This is a genomic window from Dyadobacter sp. HNCC25DJ186, assembly GCF_056895235.1.
Genome location: NZ_JBXHAS010000013.1, coordinates 153,940 through 176,562, shown reverse-complemented (window position 1 = coordinate 176,562; position 22,623 = coordinate 153,940). Strand labels below are relative to the sequence as shown.

At 40.9% G+C, this 22,623-nt stretch carries 22 protein-coding genes and 1 tRNA gene; 3 read left to right on the top strand and 20 right to left on the bottom strand.

The annotated features are described in order from the left end of the window. Window positions 1–27: 27 nt before the first annotated feature. The 9 genes from AC1XUO_RS26655 to AC1XUO_RS26615 form a co-directional block, all read right to left on the bottom strand. On the bottom strand, window positions 28–1,530 hold the full coding sequence (locus AC1XUO_RS26655) for a choice-of-anchor I family protein (protein WP_483332889.1): 1,503 nt from the start codon (window positions 1,528–1,530) through the stop codon (window positions 28–30). Between the two features lie 202 nt (window positions 1,531–1,732). Continuing rightward, window positions 1,733–1,806, bottom strand: a tRNA-Ala gene (locus AC1XUO_RS26650). A 171-nt stretch (window positions 1,807–1,977) separates the two neighbouring features. After that, on the bottom strand, window positions 1,978–2,154 hold the full coding sequence (locus tag AC1XUO_RS26645; RefSeq protein WP_483332888.1) for a hypothetical protein: 177 nt from the start codon (window positions 2,152–2,154) through the stop codon (window positions 1,978–1,980). Between the two features lie 74 nt (window positions 2,155–2,228). After that, the gene (locus AC1XUO_RS26640) at window positions 2,229–2,759 is read right to left on the bottom strand and encodes a 3'-5' exonuclease (RefSeq protein WP_483332887.1); all 531 of its coding nucleotides are present in this window, start codon (window positions 2,757–2,759) and stop codon (window positions 2,229–2,231) included. 165 nt (window positions 2,760–2,924) lie between these two features. Then, on the bottom strand, window positions 2,925–3,956 hold the full coding sequence (locus tag AC1XUO_RS26635) for an energy transducer TonB (RefSeq protein ID WP_483332886.1): 1,032 nt from the start codon (window positions 3,954–3,956) through the stop codon (window positions 2,925–2,927). 57 nt (window positions 3,957–4,013) lie between these two features. Next, the gene (locus AC1XUO_RS26630; protein WP_235149520.1) at window positions 4,014–4,367 is read right to left on the bottom strand and encodes a PadR family transcriptional regulator; all 354 of its coding nucleotides are present in this window, start codon (window positions 4,365–4,367) and stop codon (window positions 4,014–4,016) included. Window positions 4,368–4,462: 95 nt separating this feature from the next. Beyond that, a complete protein-coding gene (locus AC1XUO_RS26625) occupies window positions 4,463–4,933 on the bottom strand; it encodes an Lrp/AsnC ligand binding domain-containing protein (protein WP_483332885.1) in 471 nt (156 codons plus the stop codon). Window positions 4,934–5,486: 553 nt separating this feature from the next. Continuing rightward, the gene (locus tag AC1XUO_RS26620) at window positions 5,487–6,236 is read right to left on the bottom strand and encodes an SDR family NAD(P)-dependent oxidoreductase (protein WP_483332884.1); all 750 of its coding nucleotides are present in this window, start codon (window positions 6,234–6,236) and stop codon (window positions 5,487–5,489) included. Window positions 6,237–6,459: 223 nt separating this feature from the next. Further along, window positions 6,460–7,605 carry a class I SAM-dependent methyltransferase gene (locus AC1XUO_RS26615; protein WP_483332883.1) on the bottom strand — a complete coding sequence of 382 codons (1,146 nt, stop codon included), beginning with the start codon at window positions 7,603–7,605 and terminating at the stop codon, window positions 6,460–6,462. 203 nt (window positions 7,606–7,808) lie between these two features. On the opposite strand from AC1XUO_RS26615, the gene AC1XUO_RS26610 reads away from it, so the two are divergent. After that, window positions 7,809–9,074, top strand: coding sequence for a hypothetical protein (locus AC1XUO_RS26610; protein ID WP_483332882.1), 1,266 nt, complete (start codon window positions 7,809–7,811; stop codon window positions 9,072–9,074). Window positions 9,075–9,499: 425 nt separating this feature from the next. Here AC1XUO_RS26610 and AC1XUO_RS26605 read toward each other — a convergent pair whose 3' ends face one another. Further along, window positions 9,500–10,273, bottom strand: a complete 774-nt coding sequence (locus AC1XUO_RS26605; RefSeq protein ID WP_483332881.1) for a LytR/AlgR family response regulator transcription factor — start codon at window positions 10,271–10,273, stop codon at window positions 9,500–9,502. Next, complete coding sequence (locus tag AC1XUO_RS26600; protein WP_483332880.1) at window positions 10,245–11,441, bottom strand: sensor histidine kinase; 1,197 nt, start codon at window positions 11,439–11,441, stop codon at window positions 10,245–10,247. The genes AC1XUO_RS26605 and AC1XUO_RS26600 overlap by 29 nt, the downstream gene beginning before the upstream one ends. A 363-nt stretch (window positions 11,442–11,804) precedes the next feature. On the opposite strand from AC1XUO_RS26600, the gene AC1XUO_RS26595 reads away from it, so the two are divergent. Both AC1XUO_RS26595 and AC1XUO_RS26590 read left to right on the top strand, forming a co-directional pair. Beyond that, complete coding sequence (locus tag AC1XUO_RS26595) at window positions 11,805–13,073, top strand: pepsin/retropepsin-like aspartic protease family protein (RefSeq protein WP_483332879.1); 1,269 nt, start codon at window positions 11,805–11,807, stop codon at window positions 13,071–13,073. 77 nt (window positions 13,074–13,150) lie between these two features. After that, on the top strand, window positions 13,151–14,797 hold the full coding sequence (locus AC1XUO_RS26590; RefSeq protein ID WP_483332878.1) for a L,D-transpeptidase family protein: 1,647 nt from the start codon (window positions 13,151–13,153) through the stop codon (window positions 14,795–14,797). A 57-nt stretch (window positions 14,798–14,854) separates the two neighbouring features. Here AC1XUO_RS26590 and AC1XUO_RS26585 read toward each other — a convergent pair whose 3' ends face one another. From AC1XUO_RS26585 to AC1XUO_RS26545, 9 genes are all read right to left on the bottom strand, one after another. After that, a complete protein-coding gene (locus AC1XUO_RS26585) occupies window positions 14,855–15,760 on the bottom strand; it encodes a PfkB family carbohydrate kinase (RefSeq protein WP_483332877.1) in 906 nt (301 codons plus the stop codon). A 276-nt stretch (window positions 15,761–16,036) separates the two neighbouring features. Further along, window positions 16,037–16,666, bottom strand: coding sequence for an SCO family protein (locus AC1XUO_RS26580; RefSeq protein WP_483332876.1), 630 nt, complete (start codon window positions 16,664–16,666; stop codon window positions 16,037–16,039). Window positions 16,667–16,674: 8 nt separating this feature from the next. Then, complete coding sequence (locus tag AC1XUO_RS26575; RefSeq protein WP_483332875.1) at window positions 16,675–17,154, bottom strand: hypothetical protein; 480 nt, start codon at window positions 17,152–17,154, stop codon at window positions 16,675–16,677. A gap of 58 nt (window positions 17,155–17,212) precedes the next feature. Continuing rightward, window positions 17,213–18,259, bottom strand: coding sequence for a cytochrome-c peroxidase (locus AC1XUO_RS26570; RefSeq protein ID WP_483332874.1), 1,047 nt, complete (start codon window positions 18,257–18,259; stop codon window positions 17,213–17,215). Between the two features lie 14 nt (window positions 18,260–18,273). Next, complete coding sequence (locus AC1XUO_RS26565; protein ID WP_483332873.1) at window positions 18,274–19,065, bottom strand: MbnP family protein; 792 nt, start codon at window positions 19,063–19,065, stop codon at window positions 18,274–18,276. A gap of 144 nt (window positions 19,066–19,209) precedes the next feature. Further along, window positions 19,210–19,548 (bottom strand): hypothetical protein, encoded by a 339-nt coding sequence (locus AC1XUO_RS26560; RefSeq protein ID WP_483332872.1) that lies wholly within the window; start codon window positions 19,546–19,548, stop codon window positions 19,210–19,212. A 48-nt stretch (window positions 19,549–19,596) separates the two neighbouring features. After that, on the bottom strand, window positions 19,597–20,742 hold the full coding sequence (locus AC1XUO_RS26555) for a cytochrome-c peroxidase (RefSeq protein WP_483332871.1): 1,146 nt from the start codon (window positions 20,740–20,742) through the stop codon (window positions 19,597–19,599). Window positions 20,743–20,748: 6 nt separating this feature from the next. Then, entirely contained in the window at window positions 20,749–21,588 is an 840-nt protein-coding gene (locus AC1XUO_RS26550; RefSeq protein WP_483332870.1) for an MbnP family protein, read from the bottom strand. Between the two features lie 125 nt (window positions 21,589–21,713). Continuing rightward, entirely contained in the window at window positions 21,714–22,619 is a 906-nt protein-coding gene (locus AC1XUO_RS26545) for a transporter family protein (RefSeq protein WP_483332869.1), read from the bottom strand. Window positions 22,620–22,623: the final 4 nt, after the last annotated feature.

The window sequence follows — 22,623 nt, the reverse complement described above, 5'->3', positions numbered from 1 at the left end:
ATATCAAACAATCAAACCGACCGGTTATTAATTTGTTTGATAAAATTTAACTGTCCCATCTCCTTCATTTGAAGATACCAGCAAAGCTTTTCCATTTGGACTTTTATCCGCGGCAATGAATAAAATTCCTTCTGGTGCGTCTCCGGTTTTGATTATCTGAAGAAACGTTGGTGCAATAGGATTGCTCACATCATAAACGGCGATGGCATCCACGCGTTCAAGTGCTACAAATGCAACCAGCTTATTATTCATCCAGCCAACAGTAACTCCTTCTGGTTCCACACCTTTGTCGTCTGAGCGTTCATCGTCATAGATATTTGCCTTGATCACTTCCTCTTCCAGACTTTTTCCTGATTCGTAAACCGACTGACCGGTCGCCGCATTATAAATGCTGAAACCGCGGCCGCCAAATCCGTACAAAACGTCATAGTCACCATCTTTGTCCGTATCGCCCAAAGTATTGGTTACCCGAAGACGGCCAATATTTTCAGGTAATTTTAGTGTAGCTGCATTAGGAAACGCAGTAGCATCCAGTTTCAGCGAACTCACACGAGCCTGCTCATCGAAAACAGAATATTCACGGGCGTCACCTTCATTGGCTGTAATCAGGTAACCTGCTCCATTTACAGAAAAATACGAGATGGCATCCGGCATGAAAAACGACTTAACCGGCCACTGACCCAGTGCAACTTTGTTATCCTTATCGCTTGGATCAATCGCATTAACCGCAAGACTGTAATCCTTTGTTCCAAGCGGATTAATTTTTACGATCATCCCACTTTCCAGGTCTACTTCGGCAATTCCGTTATTCTCCTGTAAGGTTACATAGGCCATTTTTGAGTTTTCTGAAATAGCAACATACTCTGGTTCAACATCCTGGGCAAAAGTTGCTTTTGGACCAAAAATACGAAAGCCGTTTGCAGCTAACTGCGTATATGAACTTTCGAATCCACCGAACGTGAGTGTTTTGATGCTATAATTATCCTGTACATTGATAATTGACACAGAGCCTTCCGGATCAACAGAATAATCAGCATTAGGCTCACCCTCATTCGCAGTCACGATATACTTTCCGTCCGGACTAAATGTTACCATATCAGGTAAAGCACCAACGGTGATTTGTCTGATTTGATCGAGTGTGGATGTATTGATGACGATAACGCTTCCATTTTGCTGTTTGTTGGTTGCTTCAAGCGCAATGGCTAACTTCCCTTCCGACACCGCTACACTGTTTGCCACCCCGCCGAGCGCAGAAACATTGATATGTTGTAATTTTTTAATGGTTGGAAACGAAGAAAGATCAAGCACGTCCACGATCGCTATCGAATCGTTATTAACCGTAAAAAGTCTCTTTGTCGCAGGATCGTATGCTGAAATCTCAGAGGCAGCCGTTCCACCCAGGTCAATCTGAGCCACCTCACCAAAGGATGCAGCATTTTCAGAACCAGGTTGCTCAATGGAGTGATCTGTGCATCCTATGGCCAGCAAAACCAGCAATGTGCACGCAGGAAGAGTAGTTTTTTGAAACATAATGTTGTGAGTAGTTAAACTGCAAAACTACGTCGCGAACAACTTGATCCTGTTGATTTCTAAAAGCTTAACAATTTTTTAACGTAGGTATGTTTTCTCAGTTTTGGTACAACGGGCTTGTCTTTAATTGAAATATCAGACACAGGGAAATACAAAAAAGCCACCCTATTGGGCGGCTTTTTCGACTCGAAATATATTTTTGTGGAGAATATCGGATTCGAACCGATCACCTCTTCACTGCCAGCGAAGCGCTCTAGCCAAATGAGCTAATCCCCCTTGTTTGGAGTGCAAATATGTAGGAGAGAATCCGGATAACCAAGAAATGAATGCATTTTTCAATTATATTAATTCAATTAAAGAGTAACAAACTTACAGCCAGTAAATTAAAAAAGGATAAAGCAGCCATTTTTGACCCTGCTTTATCCCTATATTTATCTTTTATCGCTTCTAGCTTTTGTTTCCGCCGAGCATTTTCGTAAATAACCAGATAACTAATCCTATCACGGCAATCACAAGTATCGCGCCAAACCACATGCCGCCTTTAAAGATGCCACCGGCAAGTTCACAGCTCGTTAGGCCAATCATTAGGAAGAAGACGATGAGGAAGTTTATGTAAGATTTCATGCGAATAATAATTTAGGTTGATTAATTTACCAATTATTATTATAAAAATCATTCCACATGTCTCTGCGCTTCCATTACACGATTCCGGCGTAATCCATCGGAATCAGCTTCTGAAGGTCATTTTGTAAAAGCAATTCAAAAAGTTTGACTGTCGCGGCAGCATCTCCTTCGGCACGGTGGCGGTTTTCTATCAGTATTTGCAAACTTTCACACAGATTCCCCAAACTATAAGATTTAAGGCCTGGAAATATTTTCCTGCTTAGCTGAACAGTGCAAAGCAAATCTCTCTGAAAATACTCGTCGAGTGCTCCAAATTCCTTTTTCAGAAACCCATAATCAAACTTGGCATTATGGGCTACGAACCAAGCGTCGCGGGTCAATTTCCGAACCGAATCCTGAACTTCAGAAAACGTCGGCGCATCCTGGACCATCAGGTTGTCAATGCCGGTAAGCCGGGTAATAAATGGTGGAATAAATATTTCTGGGTTAATCAGGGAGTGAAAGAAGTCTACAATTTCCACTCCATTATGACGAAAAACAGCTATTTCGGTGATACGTGCATTTCCTCCTCCTCCGGTTGTTTCTATATCAACAATGGCGTACATTACTTAACGGGTATCTGCATAGGTTAATAAATCGTGTTTATTGAAGTCCTTAACTATCTATTTTAATAACTCATTTTAATTACAAAAAAACGAAAAAATCCCCGCAAATGGCGAGGATTCTTAAAATTATTTCTAATATATATTATGTTATATACTGTCTTTTACTCAGTCAAGTTGAAACACAATTGGCAAATTAAAACGCACGCGCACAGGGTTTCCCGCCTGCCTTCCAGCTTTCCAGTTTGGCATGAGCTTTATAACGCGTTCAGCTTCTTCATCGCACCCGAAACCAATTCCTTTCAGCGTATGCACGTCTTCAATCCTTCCATCAGAGCCTACGATAAACGAAACAAAAACTCTTCCCTGAATATTGGCCCGTGATGCTTGTGTCGGGTATTTCAGATTTTTCCTTAAAAATTCGGCCATTGCTGCATTACCACCAGCATAAGCAGGCGACTGCTCAACAACTATGAATGTTTCTTCCTTAGGAGTTTCCGCTTCCACAACCTTGCCTTTTCCAGCCGGAGCTTCGGCCGTTGGTGGGGCGATGTCCAGGATATCGGAGTTCCCCTCTACCGTTTCCTGTCCGGGTAATGCATGCTGCAAATCCTCCACAGTGGGCGGTGTAGCTTCCTCTACAACCATATTGTCCTGCAAAACATCATAGGAAAGAAACTTTTTCGTGCTTGGCTGAGGCTCGGCTTTCGGCTGTTCTACGGGAACTGGCGGTGGAGGTGTTACGTCAGGCTTGATGTCAACGGTAGTCAACTTCACTTCGAATCCAATGTCGTCCTTTTCAGGTTCGGGCACCAGCCTTGCATACAGATTAGGTAAAAGCATAATAAGTAAAAAGAACGTCACACCGAGCAAAACTGATCGCTGCATGGTGCTGTTGTACCCTTTTCGGAGCTGGTAGGCACCGTAAGACTTGTTTCTTCCTTCAAAAACGATGTCGTTTAATGTTTTTTCCATGGCTAATAGATGATTATGTTCAACACTCAATATTTGGAGTGTATCCGGATCAGCAGTTTCAACGATTCCGCTGAAAACACGCTCAAACGAATCCCCATCCCAAAGTCTTTCTTCTGCTTCGCACGCCAAATGATCGAGAATCTCCGGAAGCAATTCCGGACTTAAACCATTCTTTTTCAAATAATTGCTAAGCAATTCGATCCGGTTTTCTTGAAGGCGTTTCATCTGTAAAGGAGATTAGGGTATTACAGGATTTTATAAAAACTATTAGCCAGTAATCAGTTATTCCGTTGCCATGATTTTCGGCGCAAGCAATAAACGGATCGCATCCACAAAACGTTCAAGATCATTCGTTTTAGCCCGCGCAGCTTCGTTTCCGGGCGTCGTTAAAGAATAATATTTACGCAAGCGGCCATCAACTTCGACAGACTCGGTAACAAGCAGTCCTTCCTGTTCCAATTTGTGTAAAACCGGATATAAAGCACCAAAGGTTAATGCAATCGCCCCGCCTGTCCGCTCTTTAACCTCCTGTGTAATTTCATAACCATACATACGTTTTTCCTCGGCCAGCAAATTAAGAACTATGGTTTTAAGCGTACCACGCACGTATTCGTTACTTGTTGTGTTCGTATCCATAAGTCAGTTTTTACCTTACAAATATATATAAGTTTTTTATATATACAATAACCAAATTTATATTTATTGAATTTAGTAAAAAAACTCAAAAAGTTTTAATCGTCAGTTAACGGAATGGAGCGGTTAATACGCTCCTCTAACGAAATAAAGGTCTCGGTTCGTTGAATTCCACTCACTTTTTGAATTTTATCGTGAAGGATCTCTCTTAAATGGCCTGTGTCCCTGCAAACGATTTTAACGAAAATACTGTAAATACCGGTCGTGTAGTGAATATTTACTACCTCCGGGATACGTTCCAACTCTTGCGCTACTTGCTCATACAGAGAACTTTTGTCAAGATATACGCCAAGAAAAGCACTGATATCCCACCCAAGTTTTGCCGGATCGATGAGTAGTTGTGACCCCTTGACAATACCCAGCTGTTCCATCTTCTTCATACGCACATGAACTGTACCGCCAGACACAAACACACGTTTTCCTATCTCGGTATACGGCAGTGCCGCATTCTCGATCAGCAGCGATAGAATTCTTAAATCAGTACTGTCTATATCTGAATATTTTTGCATAAAGAGGATTTTTGTTGAGTTTTTGGCAATGTTTTTAAGCAATTTATAGAAATATCGTAAATTTTTCGATTTTTTTATGCAAAAATTTTATATTTTAAATTTAACGCCTTACTTTTGCATTGTCATTCCGGGAACGACAATTTATTTTAAATTCCGGAATCGACAAAATATCACATTGTAGGGTGATGAAATTGGCAGCCATGCCCTCCTGTCTCGGGGGTGGTGAATCAGGGATAAACACGGTATAATGCCGACGAGAGTCGACTGGGGTGGACCACCAACAGTATTTTGTATCGCGGCTAACCGCACCGTGGGTGGTTCGAATCCCCCTCCTACAGCAAAAAAAACTTGACAAGCGATTTTTTTCGTAGTAGTTTTATTTGGTTTTTAGTTTGTTGATGAAGTGTAATTTGACACGCGGGTTCATTTTGAAACCTGCGTGTTTTTTCATTTAACATCAAAATGTACCTCTCTAAACTGCAAACGCCATTTTTCACAACCATACATTCTAAAAAACTTCTTTACGTTTGCTGCTGGTAGTTACCTGCCTTAGCTACTCTTCATAGATCATTTTTCTGGTCATGCCTCCATCGATGACAAAATTTGATCCGGTTATGAAATTATTTTCAATATTTGTTAAAAATAAACATGCCCTCGAAATATCGTCCGGCTTCCCAACGCGGCCTGCCGGATGTTGTTTATGATCAGCGGATTTTAGTTCATTATAATCGCCCGTTTCTATCCAGCCGGGACTTATTGCATTGACCATAATTTTATCAGGCCCAAGCGAAATTGCAAGGGCATGTGTCAGTGCCAGAATTCCACCTTTCGATGCTGCGTAGGCTTCTGTGTTTGGTTCAGACATTAATGCTCTTGTCGAAGAAATATTAATGATCGCACCTCCTCCATTTTCCTTCATCATTTTTGCTGCCTCTCTGCTGCAAATAAATGTTCCACGAAGATTTGTATTTAAAACATAATCCCAGTCGTCAATATCCAGATCATAAGGAGACTTGCTTTTTCCCACTCCTGCGTTATTAATCAAAATGTCGATCTTACCAAATGCTGATTTAATTTCAGAAAAGGCATCTACGATATCGCCTGGTTGTGTGAGGTCCATGATTTTTGAAAAAACTTTTACTCCATGCTGCCGTAACAGATTTTCGGTTTCTTCCAGATCTTCTCTTTTTCTGTCAATAACCGCGAGTTTTGCACCTTCTTTTGCATAAGCCAACGCAACACTACACCCAATGCCTTTCCCAGCTCCGGTTACTACAACAACTTTATTTTCAAACGATCCCATGAATTTAATTTAGACGATTACTTCGGGTGGCAAAATGCGATTTGACATTTTTCGACTGATTTGGTCTAGCTGAAAATAATTGTACCAAAATATATTGAGAGACAACAATCCTACTACGTGCAAGTATATAATGATTGGCAAGTAAAAAACAACTGCTTACAGTCAGGCCGTTTAAAAACCTGACTGTAAGCAGTTGTTTGAATTTCTGATCCCTGTTGTCGCGTTACTTTATTATCGAAATACCATTCATATTTTCGAGTCTGGCAACTATTCCCCAGCCGAAAAAGTAATTAGCTACACCAATAAGAATCTCATTTTTCCCTTCTTTGAACGGGATCTCAAATGAGGAATTTTCAAGTGACAATCTTCCCACTGGCTCTTTCATAATCGGTGAACCGTACAAATTTTTGTCAACATACAAGTGTCGTCCGTTTAAAAATACCCAGACCTCATCGCTGAAACCAAGCGATATCTTTTTCTTCTGTGCCGTTTTCGATTCAATATTTACTTTTAGCCAAACGATCTTACGCATACCTTGATGCCCTCCGAATTTTCTGGTCAGGTTGATTAATCCCATTCTTTCTGAATTAATCACCTCCCAGGAATCCTCTGGTTTAGGCATCAAATCAACACTAAAATCGATTCCTTTTGGCGTTTCGACGGGTTTATTAACCAGCCAGCGGCGAATATAACGCGGGTCATGATTGGTCAGATCTGCACCGGGCAGCGGCGATAAATTTTCAATTTGGTCTTTTTTAATGACCACATTAGAGACAACACAATCGCCCTCGAACGCAATTGTACCTTTCGAAGTATTACCTTCAAGTCTTGAAACTTCGATAACCGGCCGTGCCATATCGTTGACATAAGCGCGCATCTGAAAACCCGAAACAACAATCTTCACATGGTTCCAGCCATCCTTCCAAAAATAAGCGCTTCCCTGAAAATGACCCAGCATATCCCATAAATTCACTCCGGAAACGGACGGTGCATATTGAACCGCATCGGTTGCAGTCGAGTCTCTGTTTTGATCTGTTCTTAAATAAAAACACTCATTATCTTTTGGAGTTTGCCAGCGAAAATATATGGTAGCAAAATACGGGTCGTTAGGGATCATATCGAATTCGATCGTTCCATTAGCAAATTCCGTGTTCTTCAATATCGCCTGCACACCGTTGGGCGAAATCTTCATCGATGGCCGGGAATCAACTTCGGCAAACTCCACCTTTCCTTCCGGAAAATCCCAGTTGTCGGCATTTAAGGGAATCGTCAGAGCAGAATTGATTTGATCGCGATTCTGCTTCTTATTTTTTTGAGCATAAACAGAAATAGAATTTAAGCATAACACAATGAACAGTATTGTTTTCATGGCTTTGTATATGGATTGATAAGTTGTGAATAAAATTTTCCGAGTTGACAAATGTGTACCTTTATTCATACTTTCAGATCTTTGTTAAAAAACAGGTTTGGTTATAGGTTACAGCTTACCTACGACAAACCTAAGCGGATGGCCATTATCTTCCTTATCAAATTCTGGTCAAGTTATTTCAAGTTATATCATACTGAAAACCAATGACATCCGAGGTTAACGAGCTTGTAAGATGTAAGACAGAAATTGAGCAAAAGCTTGATTGGGGTGCTTCCGAGAGCTGGCAAAGTATCGATTTTGAAAATCTGAGCCAGCTTATTCTGGATGACACCGGCGTTTCATTAAGTGTTAGCACGCTGCGAAGAATCTGGGGACGGGCTGAATATAACCATCTGCCGAGCGTAACGACATTGAATACACTGGCAAAATTTGCGGGTTATGCGGATTGGCGCAATTTTATAAAAACGAAAAAACCAGATATGGAAGAGGCTCCGGATCCGGCGGATAGCAGTGAACCAACGCGTAAGACTACTTCGCGCAAGAATATTGCCTGGATTTTTGCGCTCCTTTTGATCGTTGGATTAGTCAGCATTTTTGCATTTGACAAAGGCGAAGCGCAGTTAAATGCCGAAGATTTTTCGTTCAGCAGCCAGCCTATTACCAGGGGAATTCCCAATTCAGTAGTGTTCACCTACGATGCAACACACGCACCTGGCGATTCGGTTTTTATCCAGCAGTCTTGGGATAATAATAAACGGACTTTGGTTGAAAAAAACCTGCACAAACACACCTCTATTTATTATGAACCGGGTTTGTTTATTGCCAAACTTCTTGTTGGAGATCAGGTTATCAGAGAGCATAAGCTTTTAGTTCCGACCAACGGCTGGCTGGGCACGATTGATGGGAAAGATATTCCGGTTTATCTCAAAGATTCGGAATTTGTTACCGATGGTATATTAAGGTTGCCAATTCCGGTTATCAGCCAGAAAAACATTCCAATGCAGCCGAAACCGCCCGTTGTGACTTACGCGAATGTCGGCAACTTCGAACCTGTTTCATTAAAAAATTTCTCATTCAGCAGTGAAATTAAAAATGAGTTTCGGGACGGTGCTGCCGTGTGCCAGTTAACCAGGATCACACTTTTTACCGATAGTATCCCAATTGTTATTCCACTTTCCATAAAAGGCTGCATATCTGAATTAAATCTTTTAAGCGTCAATCATTTTGTTTCCGGAAAAAAAGATGATTTGTCGGCTTTTGGGGTGGATTTTTCGAAATGGGTCAAGGTTTCCTGCAAAAGCAACGGATCAAATATTCAATATTTTGTGGATGAAAAAATGGCCGTAGAATTTCCTATGCCCAAAAATGAAGTCAGTATTATCGGAATATCTTATACATTTCAGGGAACCGGGGCTGTTCAAAAAGTGAGCTTGTCAAGTAAGGACAAAGTGATTTTCCAGGCGTTTTAAAGTATTATGCTAGATCGTGCCACTGACACATCCTGTGAAACTTTTTGACTTAACCATATCGGCCTCTCTGCTGGAAAATTCTTTAGAAACCTGATCAGAAAATATCAGTTTCTGACTTAACTCATCATATTCCCATTTCAGATTTTTAGTCGTTAGCTTCCTGCATGGGTCTTGTGTTGAATAACATGTTTGCTCCGGACTCTGACATGCCCAAAAGCCGGCAAGACATATACTTAAAAGCGCGAATCTGGATGATTGAAATAATAAAGAATTACTTAACATGGCTATCTGACTGTATTAATCAAAAAAAAACTCTCCTGAAAAATTCACTTCACAAATTTTGCCGCTTCGTATCCATGATACAACTTTTGTGACTTAACGGTATTGGGCAACCAAGCTTTACTAAGTAAACCAAGTGATACTTCCTAACCCATCTTTGCTAAAAAGGCCTTGATCGTATCGCGGTAACCTCTCGTCCATTTTACCTTATTTCCACCCGCCAGGTGAACAATATATTCGCCGTTAAAATAAGTTTCCATCTCGGAAATGAAATTTATATTGACGATATTCGACCGGCTCACCCGGATCATCAGCGAAGGATCAAGGCGGTTTTCGAGGCTGGTCAGACTTTCATAGATCGTATAGGTTTTCGTCAATGTGTGCAGGGAAATATAGTTTCCGTCGGCGCCAAAATGCGTGATGTCCTCAACTTTGATCAGATACATACGTCCAGCCTCTTTCACCAAAATTCGTTGCAAAAAATCCCCTTCTTTATTCTCCTTTTGCTCGTTCAACAACCTGGTAACCAGCTCATCAATCCTGGGCTGCGACTGCTGGCTCAGCCGCTCTTTCAATCGCCCCAACGATTGATGAAACCGTATTTCATCAAAAGGTTTTAGCAAATAATCAATTGCGTTGACTTCAAAGGCACGCAAGGCATACTGGTCGTACGCGGTGGTAAAAACTACAAATGGCTGATGATGAGGCCATATCTCTTTTAAAACTTCGAAACCGTCGAGCTCCGGCATTTGAATATCAAGAAAAATAATATCTGGCTTGTGCTGCAAAATTTTGATCACCGCCTGTGTTCCATTCGCAGCCTCATCCACAACGCGAATGGTGGAATCCGCAGATAAAAATGTGCGAATCACGTCTCTTGCCAGTATTTCGTCATCGATGATAAGGCAGCAATACGTCATGTTTTTCCTGATTTTTATTTTTAATTTGACTTTGAAATGACAAGGTTACAATCGTTCCGCCATCCGGCGGGTGAATAAAATCGAGACTTGCTTTTTCGCCATAAGCCTGCTGCAATCTGAGCATTGTATTTTTTAACCCAAGACCGGTTCCTGACGTGACTTTTCGTTGCTTGTTTCCTACCCCGTTGTCAATCACTTCCAGAATAAGAAATGTACCTTCGATCCTGCTGGTAATCCGGATCACAGCATTTGTTGTCAGTTCCGAAATTCCATGCATGAATGAATTTTCCACGATCGGCTGCAAAATTAATTGTGGAACGGAACACAATCCGGTAGCCGGATCGATGTCATATTCCACTTTCAGACGATCCTGAAAGCGGATCTGTTGAATGGCCAGGTAATGCTGCGTTAATTTTATTTCTTCCTGCAATGGAATGAAATCCGCTTGCTGGTTTATCAGCACAGCGCGTAAAAGGTCGCTCAGGGTAGTGATCATCTGTGTAGCTTTTCTGATATCATTTTTTATCATCAGACTCACGACCGCATGCAGCGTATTAAACAAAAAATGCGGGTTTAACTGCATTTTTAGCGACTGTAATTGCGCTGTTGCCAGCTGCCCACGCAACTGCTCATTGGTAAGCTCTGTTTTAAAATGCTCCTGCTTCAATGCCTGGTAACGGTAAATATATGATACCTTATTAAAACCTATGACAAGCAACATGTATTGACTAAAACTCGCGGTAAAGGCCATAAAAAGCGAAAATAAATATTTCTCTGCCGGAACAGATTTGCCGACAGCCCAGAACATAATCGGATTGGTAACCAGATAATGGAAAGTATTTAGAAAAATATTTAAAAACGTGACGATGAGAAAATGGAGAAAAACCTGTCTGATCAATACTGTCTTGCGCTGTTTAAAAGCGATGGGAATTTTTAACGAAGCGTACAGAATCAGCGGTGTCGTCGACCACCAGAACAATCCGTCGAGCAGCCAGATGAAAGTTTCGTGATATTGCATGATCAAACCCTCCCTCAAAATCCACAACATACTGAGTTGACCGAAGGTGATGAAGGCGAAGATACTCCAATACGCAAGGGCATACCACCAGAACTGTTTCAGTGTCAGCGGAAGTTTTGACTGCGAAAGTAAACGTTGAACGAAGTGCATATAAAGCACGATTAGGTCATTAAAAGAATGCTTGAAATAGATTTATTTCTCAGACTCCTGATCTTGAACAAATTAAGTATGAATATAAAATTAGAAATCGACCTAAGTATTACCGTTCAATATTATCTGAACTGCACTTTTTCTTATTTGAATGACGTAAAGATTAATTAGCGATTCATATCGGTCGCTCCAATCTACAATTCAGCAAGTTAAATATGCCGGTCATCCCTATTTTTTCGCATTTTCTAAACATATCATGTTACATTTACAATGTAAATTTCATGGTTTTAGTCATTTATTTAACAAAATAATAATATTAAAATTAATGATTTAAGGGTAATAAAATTTAGTCCTCAGAGAAAAATGAAAAAGATAAAATGGCTAATATTCGTATTAACCATATTTTATATACATTTTCCGGCTCATGTAAATGCCGAAAAGAAGCCATCCAAAGAGACCGCAAGTGGCTTTTTTTTGACTGGAAATCGTAAACATGACCGAATTCCTTTCAAATTCCGGTCGAATCTGATTATTATTCCTATACAGATTAATGGCTCGGACACCTTAAATTTCATTCTTGATTCCGGAGTTGCGAATACGATTGTTACCGATCCGACTGCACTGGACAAAAGCAAGCTCGACCTGAGACGAAAGATGATGATTGAGGGCTTGGGAGATGGAAATATGATAGGCGGACAGACAGCGATCGGAAACTCCCTATCCATGCATCACATGCAAGTGAACCAGCACAATATGCTTGTCCTCGACGAGCCGATTACGAGCCTTTCCGGTTATGCCGGCGTGCCGATTCATGGGATCATTGGATATGAAATCTTCAACAGTTTTGTTGTTACGCTCGATTTTGCCAGAAAAGAACTGCTTCTGACGCTGCCCACCAAATATAAATACAATACAAAAAATGGTGATAAACTGCCGATCCTTATTGAAAATGCAAAACCCTACATCTCAACGGATGCTAAAATCGCAGGCAAAGATTTTCGGGATCTGCGCCTGATGTTGGATACCGGAGCAGGGAATGCACTATTAATCGACCATACCGCTCAAAACAAAATTTCTCTGCCGGAGTCAGTCATTGAACCTCGTGAAGGCCTTGGTCTGAACGGTGCGGTACGTGGAAGTTTAGGTCGGATTGACGCGATCAAATTGGGATCAAACGAGCTCGCAAATGTCCTAACCTCATTTCCTGACAGTTTAGCTTATGGAATAAAATTAGAGGACCGGAACAACCGGCAGGGAAGTATTGGCTGCGATATGCTTCGTCGTTTTAAAATTACCTTCAATTATCCTGAAAAATATGTCCTTTTCAAACCGATTAAAAGTCGCATAAAAGAAGGTTTTGAGTATAATATGAGTGGGCTGGATATATTGGCTGCGGGCGAAAAACTGGATGCCTACTTCATAGATCATGTCAAAGAAAACTCTCCCGGTGAAAAAGCCGGACTGAAAAAGGGTGATCAAATTATGTTTATAGATGGTACTTCCGTCAAGGAAATGAATATAAATGAGGTTTATCAACTGATGAAAAAAGGTGATGGAAAAGCGCTGGATATTATGGTTACCAGAGAGCAGAAAACTTTTTTTGCCCTGGTTAAACTTCAACGGATAATCTGACTTTATCGAAAAAATTTAGTAGTTTGAGGTAATATCACCTAATTTCTTCCCAACAATCTCTTCACTTCAAATTAAATATGGTTTCGAAATACACCCAAACACACACTAAAAATTATATCTGGATCTTACTGTTATTGTGCGCTTTTCTGACTTCTTGCGCGAAGAAAGAGAAAAAACTGCCGGAAATTGCCGTTCGTGATACTACCATCACGATAAAAAATTCTTACACCGAATTATTCGTCGACAGCGTTGCATTGAATCAATTCCTGAAAAAGTCGGAAAATGACAGCATCAGCAATCAGATCCTGAGCTTCTACAATCACAGAAATTACCAGTTTGCGTGGTTTTTTCCGGATGGTCTTGCCGACTTTGTCCTAACATTTATCGGTATGCAAAATGACTACATCCATTATTCCGGAGATAGTTCATTATACAATCCTGCATTGGTTTCAAAGATTGATTCGCTCAAATTATTAAAAAAAATAAATCCGGGCGACGCTGAGGTATTGAATACTGAGCTTCTTCTGACGGAACAATTTTTCCGTTATGCGAGCAAGGCTTATACAGGCGATCATCGTATTAATACGCAGGAGCTCAATTGGTTTATTCCGAGAAAAAAAATTAATACAGAAGCATTTCTGGACTCGCTTTTGAAAAATAAAGCACAAAATCTTTCGGATTACGAACCGGTCAATAAGCAGTATAATTTGCTGAAAGAAAATCTGTTGAATTACTATAAAATCCGCAAAGAACTCGCCTGGGATTCATTGCCGGCGGGTAAGAAAAAATACAAGGAAGGAAATCGGTATGACATTATTCCGGAAATAAAAAGCAGGCTTTTTGCCTTGGGCGATTTACCGGAAGCTGACAGTACAGACCTGATCGACACAACGCTGACACGGGCGGTCAAAAGTTTCCAGTCGCGTTTTGGACTAAAACAGGATGGACAAATCGGAGCTTCCTTTTTCAGAGAACTGAATGTTCCCGTGCAAAAAAGAATTCAACAGATTTTGATCAATATGGAGCGTATTCGTTGGGTTCCTGCCACGCCTTCGACCGATTATTTGCTGGTCAATATTCCTGAGTTTAAGCTCCATGTGTATCAGGATGGCAAATTGGCATTTAATATGAATGTCGTTGTGGGCTCCGAAGCGCATAGTACAGTGATTTTTTCAGGAACGCTAAACCAGGTCGTATTTAGTCCTTACTGGAACGTCCCTCCGAGTATTTTAAAAAATGAAATTTTACCGGGAATCAAAAAGAATCCGAATTATCTGGCCAGGCATAACATGGAATGGAATGGAAATGCTGTTCGTCAAAAACCTGGTCCAAGAAACTCATTAGGGCTGGTAAAATTTTTGTTCCCTAATAGTTATAACATTTATCTGCACGACACGCCATCCAAAAATCTTTTCGGAGAATCAAGCAGAGCATTTAGTCATGGCTGCATTCGCCTGTCGGAACCAAAAAAACTGGCTGAATTTTTGTTAAGAAAAGACAGTACCTGGACAGACGAAAAAATTACGGCTGCAATGAATCTTGGTAAGGAAAAATATGTCCGCCTGAGAGGTAAGGCTGAGATTCCGGTTTTCATAGGCTATTTCACTGTCTGGGTGGACCAAAACGGCGCCTTAAATTTCAGAAAGGATATTTACGGCCATGACAAGAAGATGGTTGAACATCTTTTCAGCAGAGAAACAGATGACATTGCATTAGATGATTAATCCTAAAACAAGAAAACCGGCTAAAGCCGGTTTTCTTGTTTTTTATGAAGTTGAACATTACAAGCCAACTTGTAACACATTACATTTTTCTGCAACGCCATTTTTAAGAATTTCCTCAACCGTTGCTGCGTCGCCGGAGAATGGTCCGGACGATCCAATTTTCAGTGTCGCCATCGCAGCCCCATATTCACCGGATTCCTGAATATCACCTCCCTGCACTTTTCTGGTAAGATAACCAGCCATATAAGTATCTCCACAGCCCGTAGCATCAATAACTGCGGACGGCTTGTAGGCAGGGATTTCATGAAAAATTCCATCTTTGAAAATTAGTGAACCCCTTCTTCCCAAAGTAATAATTACCTCCTGAACGCCAAGATCTGCCAGGTAACGCGCACCCTGCTGCACATCCGACCAGCCCGTTACCACCTCCATCTCATGCTCATTTGCCTTTAAAATTGAGACGTAGGGTAGCGCTTCCTTCTTATCCGCCCAGTCGTGATAAATTACTTTTTTATCAACAACAGAACGTAAAAGTCCCTGAACATCAAGGGAAACCAATCCTTTCAAAGAAAGAAAACGGATCAGATTGACAGAAATATCATCAGACAAAAGAGGGCCTAAATGATAGATTTTTGCATCCACCGCAGGCATTACTGAAACACCAAAAGGAGCGGCTTTCTGCAAAACATTCTGTTCGCGGTAATCCTGGTTTTCACTGTAAATGTTTTCAAAATATACCGAATGCTCGCTCGGCAAAGTATGGACACTGATACCGTCACTGCGCAACCCTTCAACAACGTTCATCTCACTTTGCGCCAGCGCGGTCACCAAAACATAATTGATATCGAACTGTTGAATCGCCTTTGAAAAATAAAACGAAGTACCGCCCGGCATGTGTTTAACAGACTTGGTCGTTACTACTTTATCCAGCGTTATATGCCCTATCGTACAAATATCGTACATCTTTATAGAAATAATCGGTGTGAACAAATGGTTTTCAACAGCTTAAAAAAGTAATATCCAGCGAAACTGGCCATCAATATTTCCTTACTGTTATTTTTATGTTACGGTTTTCTTTACGCGTCATCATTAGCCAACAATACCGGGTTTATTATAGTTCTTGAAAATGTTCAAATCGCAGGGCAAATCTGAAAAAAGTAAAATTTCTGATTTTTGGATTATTTTAATGTATCCGTTAGAAACAAAAAAAGTAGCTGATTTTTGGTCAGCTACTTTTTATTATTCTTTCAAAAGTACTTTTAAATCCTCCTTCAAATTTTTTGTACCCTCTTCGGTAGTCCCGTCATACATCCCTCGGATATGCCTGTCTTTGTCAATTAAAACGAAGGCCCCGCTATGAATATAACCGCCTGCCTGACTGGAATCTTCCATCGCACTGACCATGTAATGTTTCTGGCCGATATCATAAATTTTCTCCCTGTCGCCGGTTACAAATTGCCACATAGATCCCGTAACACCCAGATCCGAAGCATATTTTTTCAAAACATCAGGTGTATCATGCTCAGGATCAATCGTGTGAGAAAGAATTTTAACGTCCGGATTATCCTTAAATTCTTTATAAACCGTCAGCATATTCTTCTTCATGATCGGACAAATGGTCGGACAGGTAACAAAAAAGAAGTCAGCCACATATACCTTATTTTTAAAATCCGATTGGGTAACCGTTTGCCCCTCCTGATTTGTGAAAGAAAAGTCAGGGATTACCGGGTAAATTGTTTCCTCCATCTCTTTTCCGTCAACCACCTTTTTTACTACGTCGGGCTCACCCAGATACGGTAACTTTTTAGTCTCACAACTTGTTGCTATCACCATTGTGATGATAATCAGCCAAATCAAATTTGCTTTCATATCACTTTTTAGTTATTGTCAATAAAGTCGCTGGCGTCCTTCAAACTTTTTGTCATAAGAACTTTTACATTTTCAATCTTCGTTTTCTGATCCGCCACGTAAGCTTCGGCCTGCGTTTTATCCAGCGATTTCAATGTGTCCAATTTGAGCCCGTGCATCCATCCCATCATCGCCTTATCCGCACTGTCAAGTTCGGCATGCAGTTTTTGGGCTTCTTCTTTTCGTGCCTTTAAATTGGTGCTGGATTTAATCGCCATCAGACTGTCTGTTTTTTTTATGTCCAGACTGATCTGCTTTTTGAAATCCATCAGCTGATCCATTTTCGGCATAATACTATCGTGAATGGCAAGCATTTCCTGGGTTTGGTCGCTTACGGGAATGTCAGAATCGTGATGTGCATGCTCTTCATGTTCATTTTTCTTTTCGTTCGCGCTGTTGCAACCATATAAAAAGGTGATCGTCAAAGCTATTAATAGGTACTTTTTCATAATTTATGTAATTGAATAATTGATTTTATGTCTATGTAATGGCAAACTAATGCAGTCATCAAGGCTCACCAAATTCGCTGTTCGTTATAAATTCCTCATCCGTGAGTGTTTTTAAAAATGCCAGGATTGCCTTTTTTTCAACGTCACTAAACTGAAATCCATTGTTTGGGATCTGCTTGTCCAGTGTTGGTGAAACCAGTATCTTATTGGAATAATGATCAATCACATCTGCCAGATTTGCAAATCGTCCGTCATGCATATAGGGCGCCGTAAGCGCGACGTTACGAAGTGTGGGGGTTTTAAAACTTCCCAGATCAGCAGGATTATAACTGACCCTGAACCTCCCCTGAAAAAGTCCCTCGTATTGATCATCACTGAAATCAGCATCGATTCCGTTGTTATGAAAATTATTATCTGTAAATAATGCTCCTGCATGACAGCTTTGGCATTTTTGGCGTACCAGCTCCATTCCGTGCAATTCCATCGCTGACAAATTTCCTCCCGGCTCATTTCTTTTAAACTTGTCGTACCTGGAATTTGAAGATACGAGTGTCCTTTGAAATTGAGCCAGCGCTTTCACTATATTTTGAGAACTGATTTTGTCCTCAAAAACAAGCTCAAACCGTTTAACATATTCAGGCACGTTATTAAGTTCGTCAACAAGTTCGAACAAATCCTGATGCATCTCATCTGCCGCTGTCAATGGTCCAAATGCCTGCGATTCCAGGTTTGTCGAGCCTCCATCCCAAAAAAGACCATTATTTGCCCAGGCAAGGTTGATCAGTGCAGGCGCGTGGCGATGAAGTACGGTACCTGAAACGCCGGTATTGCTCAAAGCCTTTCCATCACTGAAAGCCAGCTTCTGATCATGACAACTCGCACAGGAAATTCTATTGTTTCCTGATAACCGCACGTCGTAGAAAAGCATTCTACCCAACTCGATACCATTTCTGGTCATAGGATTTTCTGTGTTCCAGACGGGCTGTGGAAAGTTGTCCGGAACCACGAACTGATAGTTAAGCGGCTCCGGATCAACAGACTCTTCTTTACCGCAAGCAGCTAAAAAAAGACCTAATCCGATAAAATATAAGAGATTTTTTTTCAAAAATTCCAATCGTGCTAGTTAGAAAGACTGCCAAAAGTCAATGCTTTCGTTCCATAATTCGTAGCCAGGGCGGACATCACCGCAGCTTGCGCAGCATTTACTTTCGGCGTTTTGATCAGATCAATTCCGTCGATAACCTTTGTCACATCCAGATTCAAGACAACGCCTTTCGCCGTGGAAAAATTAACAAGGGCAGAAAAATCTATTGAAACCGTCTTATAGTTTGCATTTAATCCCGTTTCAGCAAGAAAATTTGCGCTTGTTGTCCCTTCTTTTACAGATCCCGCAACCGACGAAAAGATATAGCTCGTATGCCACATCCAGGCAATGTTACTCATCCCATTGGCAATGGACAATTCGCCTGCCTGCAAACTCAGATTATCATTGTGTTTGGCATCTATTCCAATCGAGAATTTGATGCTCTTATATTCTCCCGCCGGAATATCCTCTACATCAATCGACTCTCTTTTGCGCGCAGGGTAAGTCAGGCTGTCGGAAATTGTACCTGAAAGATTCAGATCCCCAACTTCCTCCATCAAATAGTAGGAATCCGGGATCAGATATTCAGTGCCTTTGGCATCAACCAGTGTCACGTTGCTAACCCAGTAACGCAACTTTGAAAAATTATATGTTCTGCTCCCGATCGTAAAATCCTTGTTTAAAGCGAAATCTGCATTGCCCACACGCGCGTCGAAAGTGATGGTCGTTTTTGCATTTTCAACAGGTTGTACATCTGTTGTATCATTATTATCATCGCAAGAAGAAAAAAGGAAAGCTGCAAAGGCGCAAATGAAAATTCGTTTCATAGTAAGTTAATTATTAATATGCTGTTTGAAATAATTGAGAAATTATGGTGAATACGGACAAAACAATGTCCGACCACATCGCATCCAGCAGAGGATATCTGACAGGAAAAGATGTAATAAAACACAAAATTCGGGATCAATTATTTAAACTTGTGGTGGTCTTAATAAACGGGAATCAGGAGAAATATAAACTGCTAATTGATAGAAAAACAAAGGATTATCTAAAAAATAGGAATTGTCGGCACTGAATTTAAATGAGACAACAGCTTGTGTAAAGAGTTGCAAAACCGGAAGGTTCTGAACACGATTTGTGGTTTCCTTGTCCTTATTATCTTCCTGTTGTTTCAGTTTTTTTGCCAGGTAACATTGACCGTTACATTTCAATTCCGGGCGCTGGCGGTTTTCACAAAGCACCTTTGCGATATAATCCCGGTTCAAATGAAAATACGCGATTGTCCCCCACGGACTAATCGTGGGGAGCATGACTGAAAACAGTAAGATATATGCTAAAAACGAACGCATTAGTATAATTTAAAAAGCATTTCCGACGCCAGGGTCAGCTAATTCTGCACTGCGTACGAACTGGTCGTCGCTCAAAGTCCTTAAAAAAAGAATGACATTTTGCTTCTCAGCGGCGGTCAGACTGATACCTGTTTTCCCGGTTGGAGATTTGAAAATATCATCGAGTGTCGCGGAAGACTGCACGTTGTCGCTATAATGATTAAGCACCTGTTCCAGTGTGGCAAATCTTCCGTCATGCATATACGGCGCAGTCAGCGCAATATTTCTCAAACTTGGCACCTTGAATTTATAGCGGTCAGATTCATTTTTAGTAATGGCGTATCTGCCCTGGTCATCAATTTTGATCGGCTGTAATCCGTTGTTGCGATAACTGAAATCAGTAAATAGCTCTCCGGAATGGCACGATGAACACTTTTGTTTAAAAATATTCATTCCCGTTTTTTCTTCCATTGTTAAAGCAGCTGCATCTCCCAGAACGAAGTAATCATATTTTGAGTCGGCAGAAACCATTGTCATCATAAACTGTGACAATGCTTTTCTAACCCGTTCAGAGGTAATTTCATTTGTTCCATAAGCAGCTTTGAACATTTTTGGATAATCGACCTGTACCTTGGAGCTCGTATTCGGCGTCGCTCTGAGCTTGGCCAGGATATTATCCATCGTTTCATCCATTTCAACTTTATTCTGTATTGGATTCAACGGTACCGAATCAAGAACGTGGACATTTCCATCCCAGAAAAACGAAGTATTCCAGGCCATATTCTGAACCGATGGCGCGTTGCGTATCCCGAGCTGATCATCTACTCCGTGGCTTAATTCATGTCCATGGTGTGTAAATGCAGATGACTGCTGGTGACAAGTGCCGCAGCCAATGACATTTGTCCGCGAAAGAATTCCGTCATAAAACAGAAATTTCCCTAACAAAACACCTTCAACCGTCAAAGGATTTTTAGTCAGATCGTAGACCGGATCAGGAAAATGTGCTGGCTTTATCCATTGAAGCGCAGTTGGACCTGTGGGTTCGGGATCGGGACCAGGCTCTTCTGTATTTCCTCCGGAACCGGACGAACAGGAGATGCTAACTTGCAAAAGCAAGAGCAGCATACCCGGAAGAAAGCTTATCCTTTTCAAAACATCACAAAATCCACAATTCATACATTCCTATTTAGCGAGACTATTCTGCTTTATTTCCCCAAACCCAAACATGGATTTATAATTATTCGCCACGCCGGATGAAAGTGTAAAATCAAACATGATACTTGGATTTTTTTCCACGCTGACCGGATTAGGACCATTAAATACTTTCAGCACGTCAGCGGTTAGACGTACCTCGGGAACACTTTGACCTGTAACAATCGCTTTATCTCCGGTAAAATTTATCTTCACGTTTTTGATGTTATTGACTGTCTTATCCTTGCTATCAAACCCGCCATAGAAGCCTATGTGATAGTAAAACTTACCATTGGGAGAGCTGGATTTTGAAGAACTTCCTTCCAATTTCACAAAAATATAACCGGAAGTCCATGCCCAGTACATGCCATCTCCCGCCATATCGCCGGATGGATCCAGCGCTCCTCCCCTTTTTTCGATACCCGAAACACTCCGTAAACTGTCAACACCGACGATATATTCGATTCCGGTATAATTCCCCTGGGGAATTCCATTTAAGATAACCGTTTGCGTTTTAGGATCTGATTCGACAATTCTAAAATAGCTTGAATCCTGTGGTATTATGTAACTTCCTCCACCTTCTTCTATGAGTTTAAAATTTGAAACGAAATAATTAAACTTTGATATCGTCAAATCTTCTCCAAAGCTGTTTGAATAGGTTTTGTTATCTAAAACGAGATCTTCGTTTCCGGCAATATTGTCAAACTTAAGAACCATACGGCCATCGGGAATAATTAGGGGTGGACCAAGTCCTGGGTCTGAGTCATTACAGGCAACCATCACACATGCGCCGATGAAAAGAATCGAGGATAAATAAATAAGTTTTTTCATATTTTTTTGACTAAATCAATATTTAAATTTCATTTAACTTAATCAGCCGGTTACTCTCAAAACGGCTGAACTGAACGATTCATTATATAAAACAGAACGAACTGCGACATTTCTTTATGCTAGTACTAGAAAAGAAATCCTAACTGTACTAACACTCTTTCCTTGGCAACCACATGTCCGGAATTACTTCGTTGGCTAATTGGCTTTTGTCCATTAACACCTAGCGTCCAGCGGTTTGAAAACAAATGCACACCAACGGTTCCGTTCAATTGTTTCCCTCCTGTTTCGTCCAAAAGAAGATCATTTTTTCTGCCTCTTCCCGACTGCTCAGCATACAATCCGACGGTTGGCGTCAGCGTAACTTTTCCAACTTTGAAAGAACGGTAAAGATCCATTGTACCAAAAAGCTGGTTCCCAAACTTGTAGTCCTGAGAATTGGTGGTATTAAACTTTCTGGAAACATTTATACCTAAACCCCATTGATCAAGATTTACAGTATAAAATGCGTTAACGATGAAATCTGTACTTCCTGTACCAGGCTGAAAATTCGCATTCGCAACCTGCAAAACATCATTTTCATCATATTTGAACCGTCCGGTTGGCAGCTTTATTCCACCACCAACAAGCAAAGTATGACTAAATTTTGAGCTGCTTTCGGTATCCATCAGCGTGTTCAGAATATTGTAATTTGCCAGAATTGTCATATCCCCCAGTCCTTTTTGTTTTTTGGTACCGGAAGTTGTCACCTGCTGATCCATACGATATGGCAGAAAAGCCATGACCTGCACCCGCTTAATCGGGAAAAACCTCGCATAAAGCTCCGTGACATTAAATTTTTCTTCCGTACGCAAAACCTGGCTCGACGGGTGCGTTGTGAAACTGAGGTAATTATACCGAATCCCGATCACCGACTTATTCGACTGTGGCATAAGACCGAAATACGATCCACTGTTTGCACAACCGCAGATATCACAGGCTTGTGAAGCGGCTGGCAATAAAAGTGTTAAAAGAAAAAATCGAAATGTTTTCATTGTT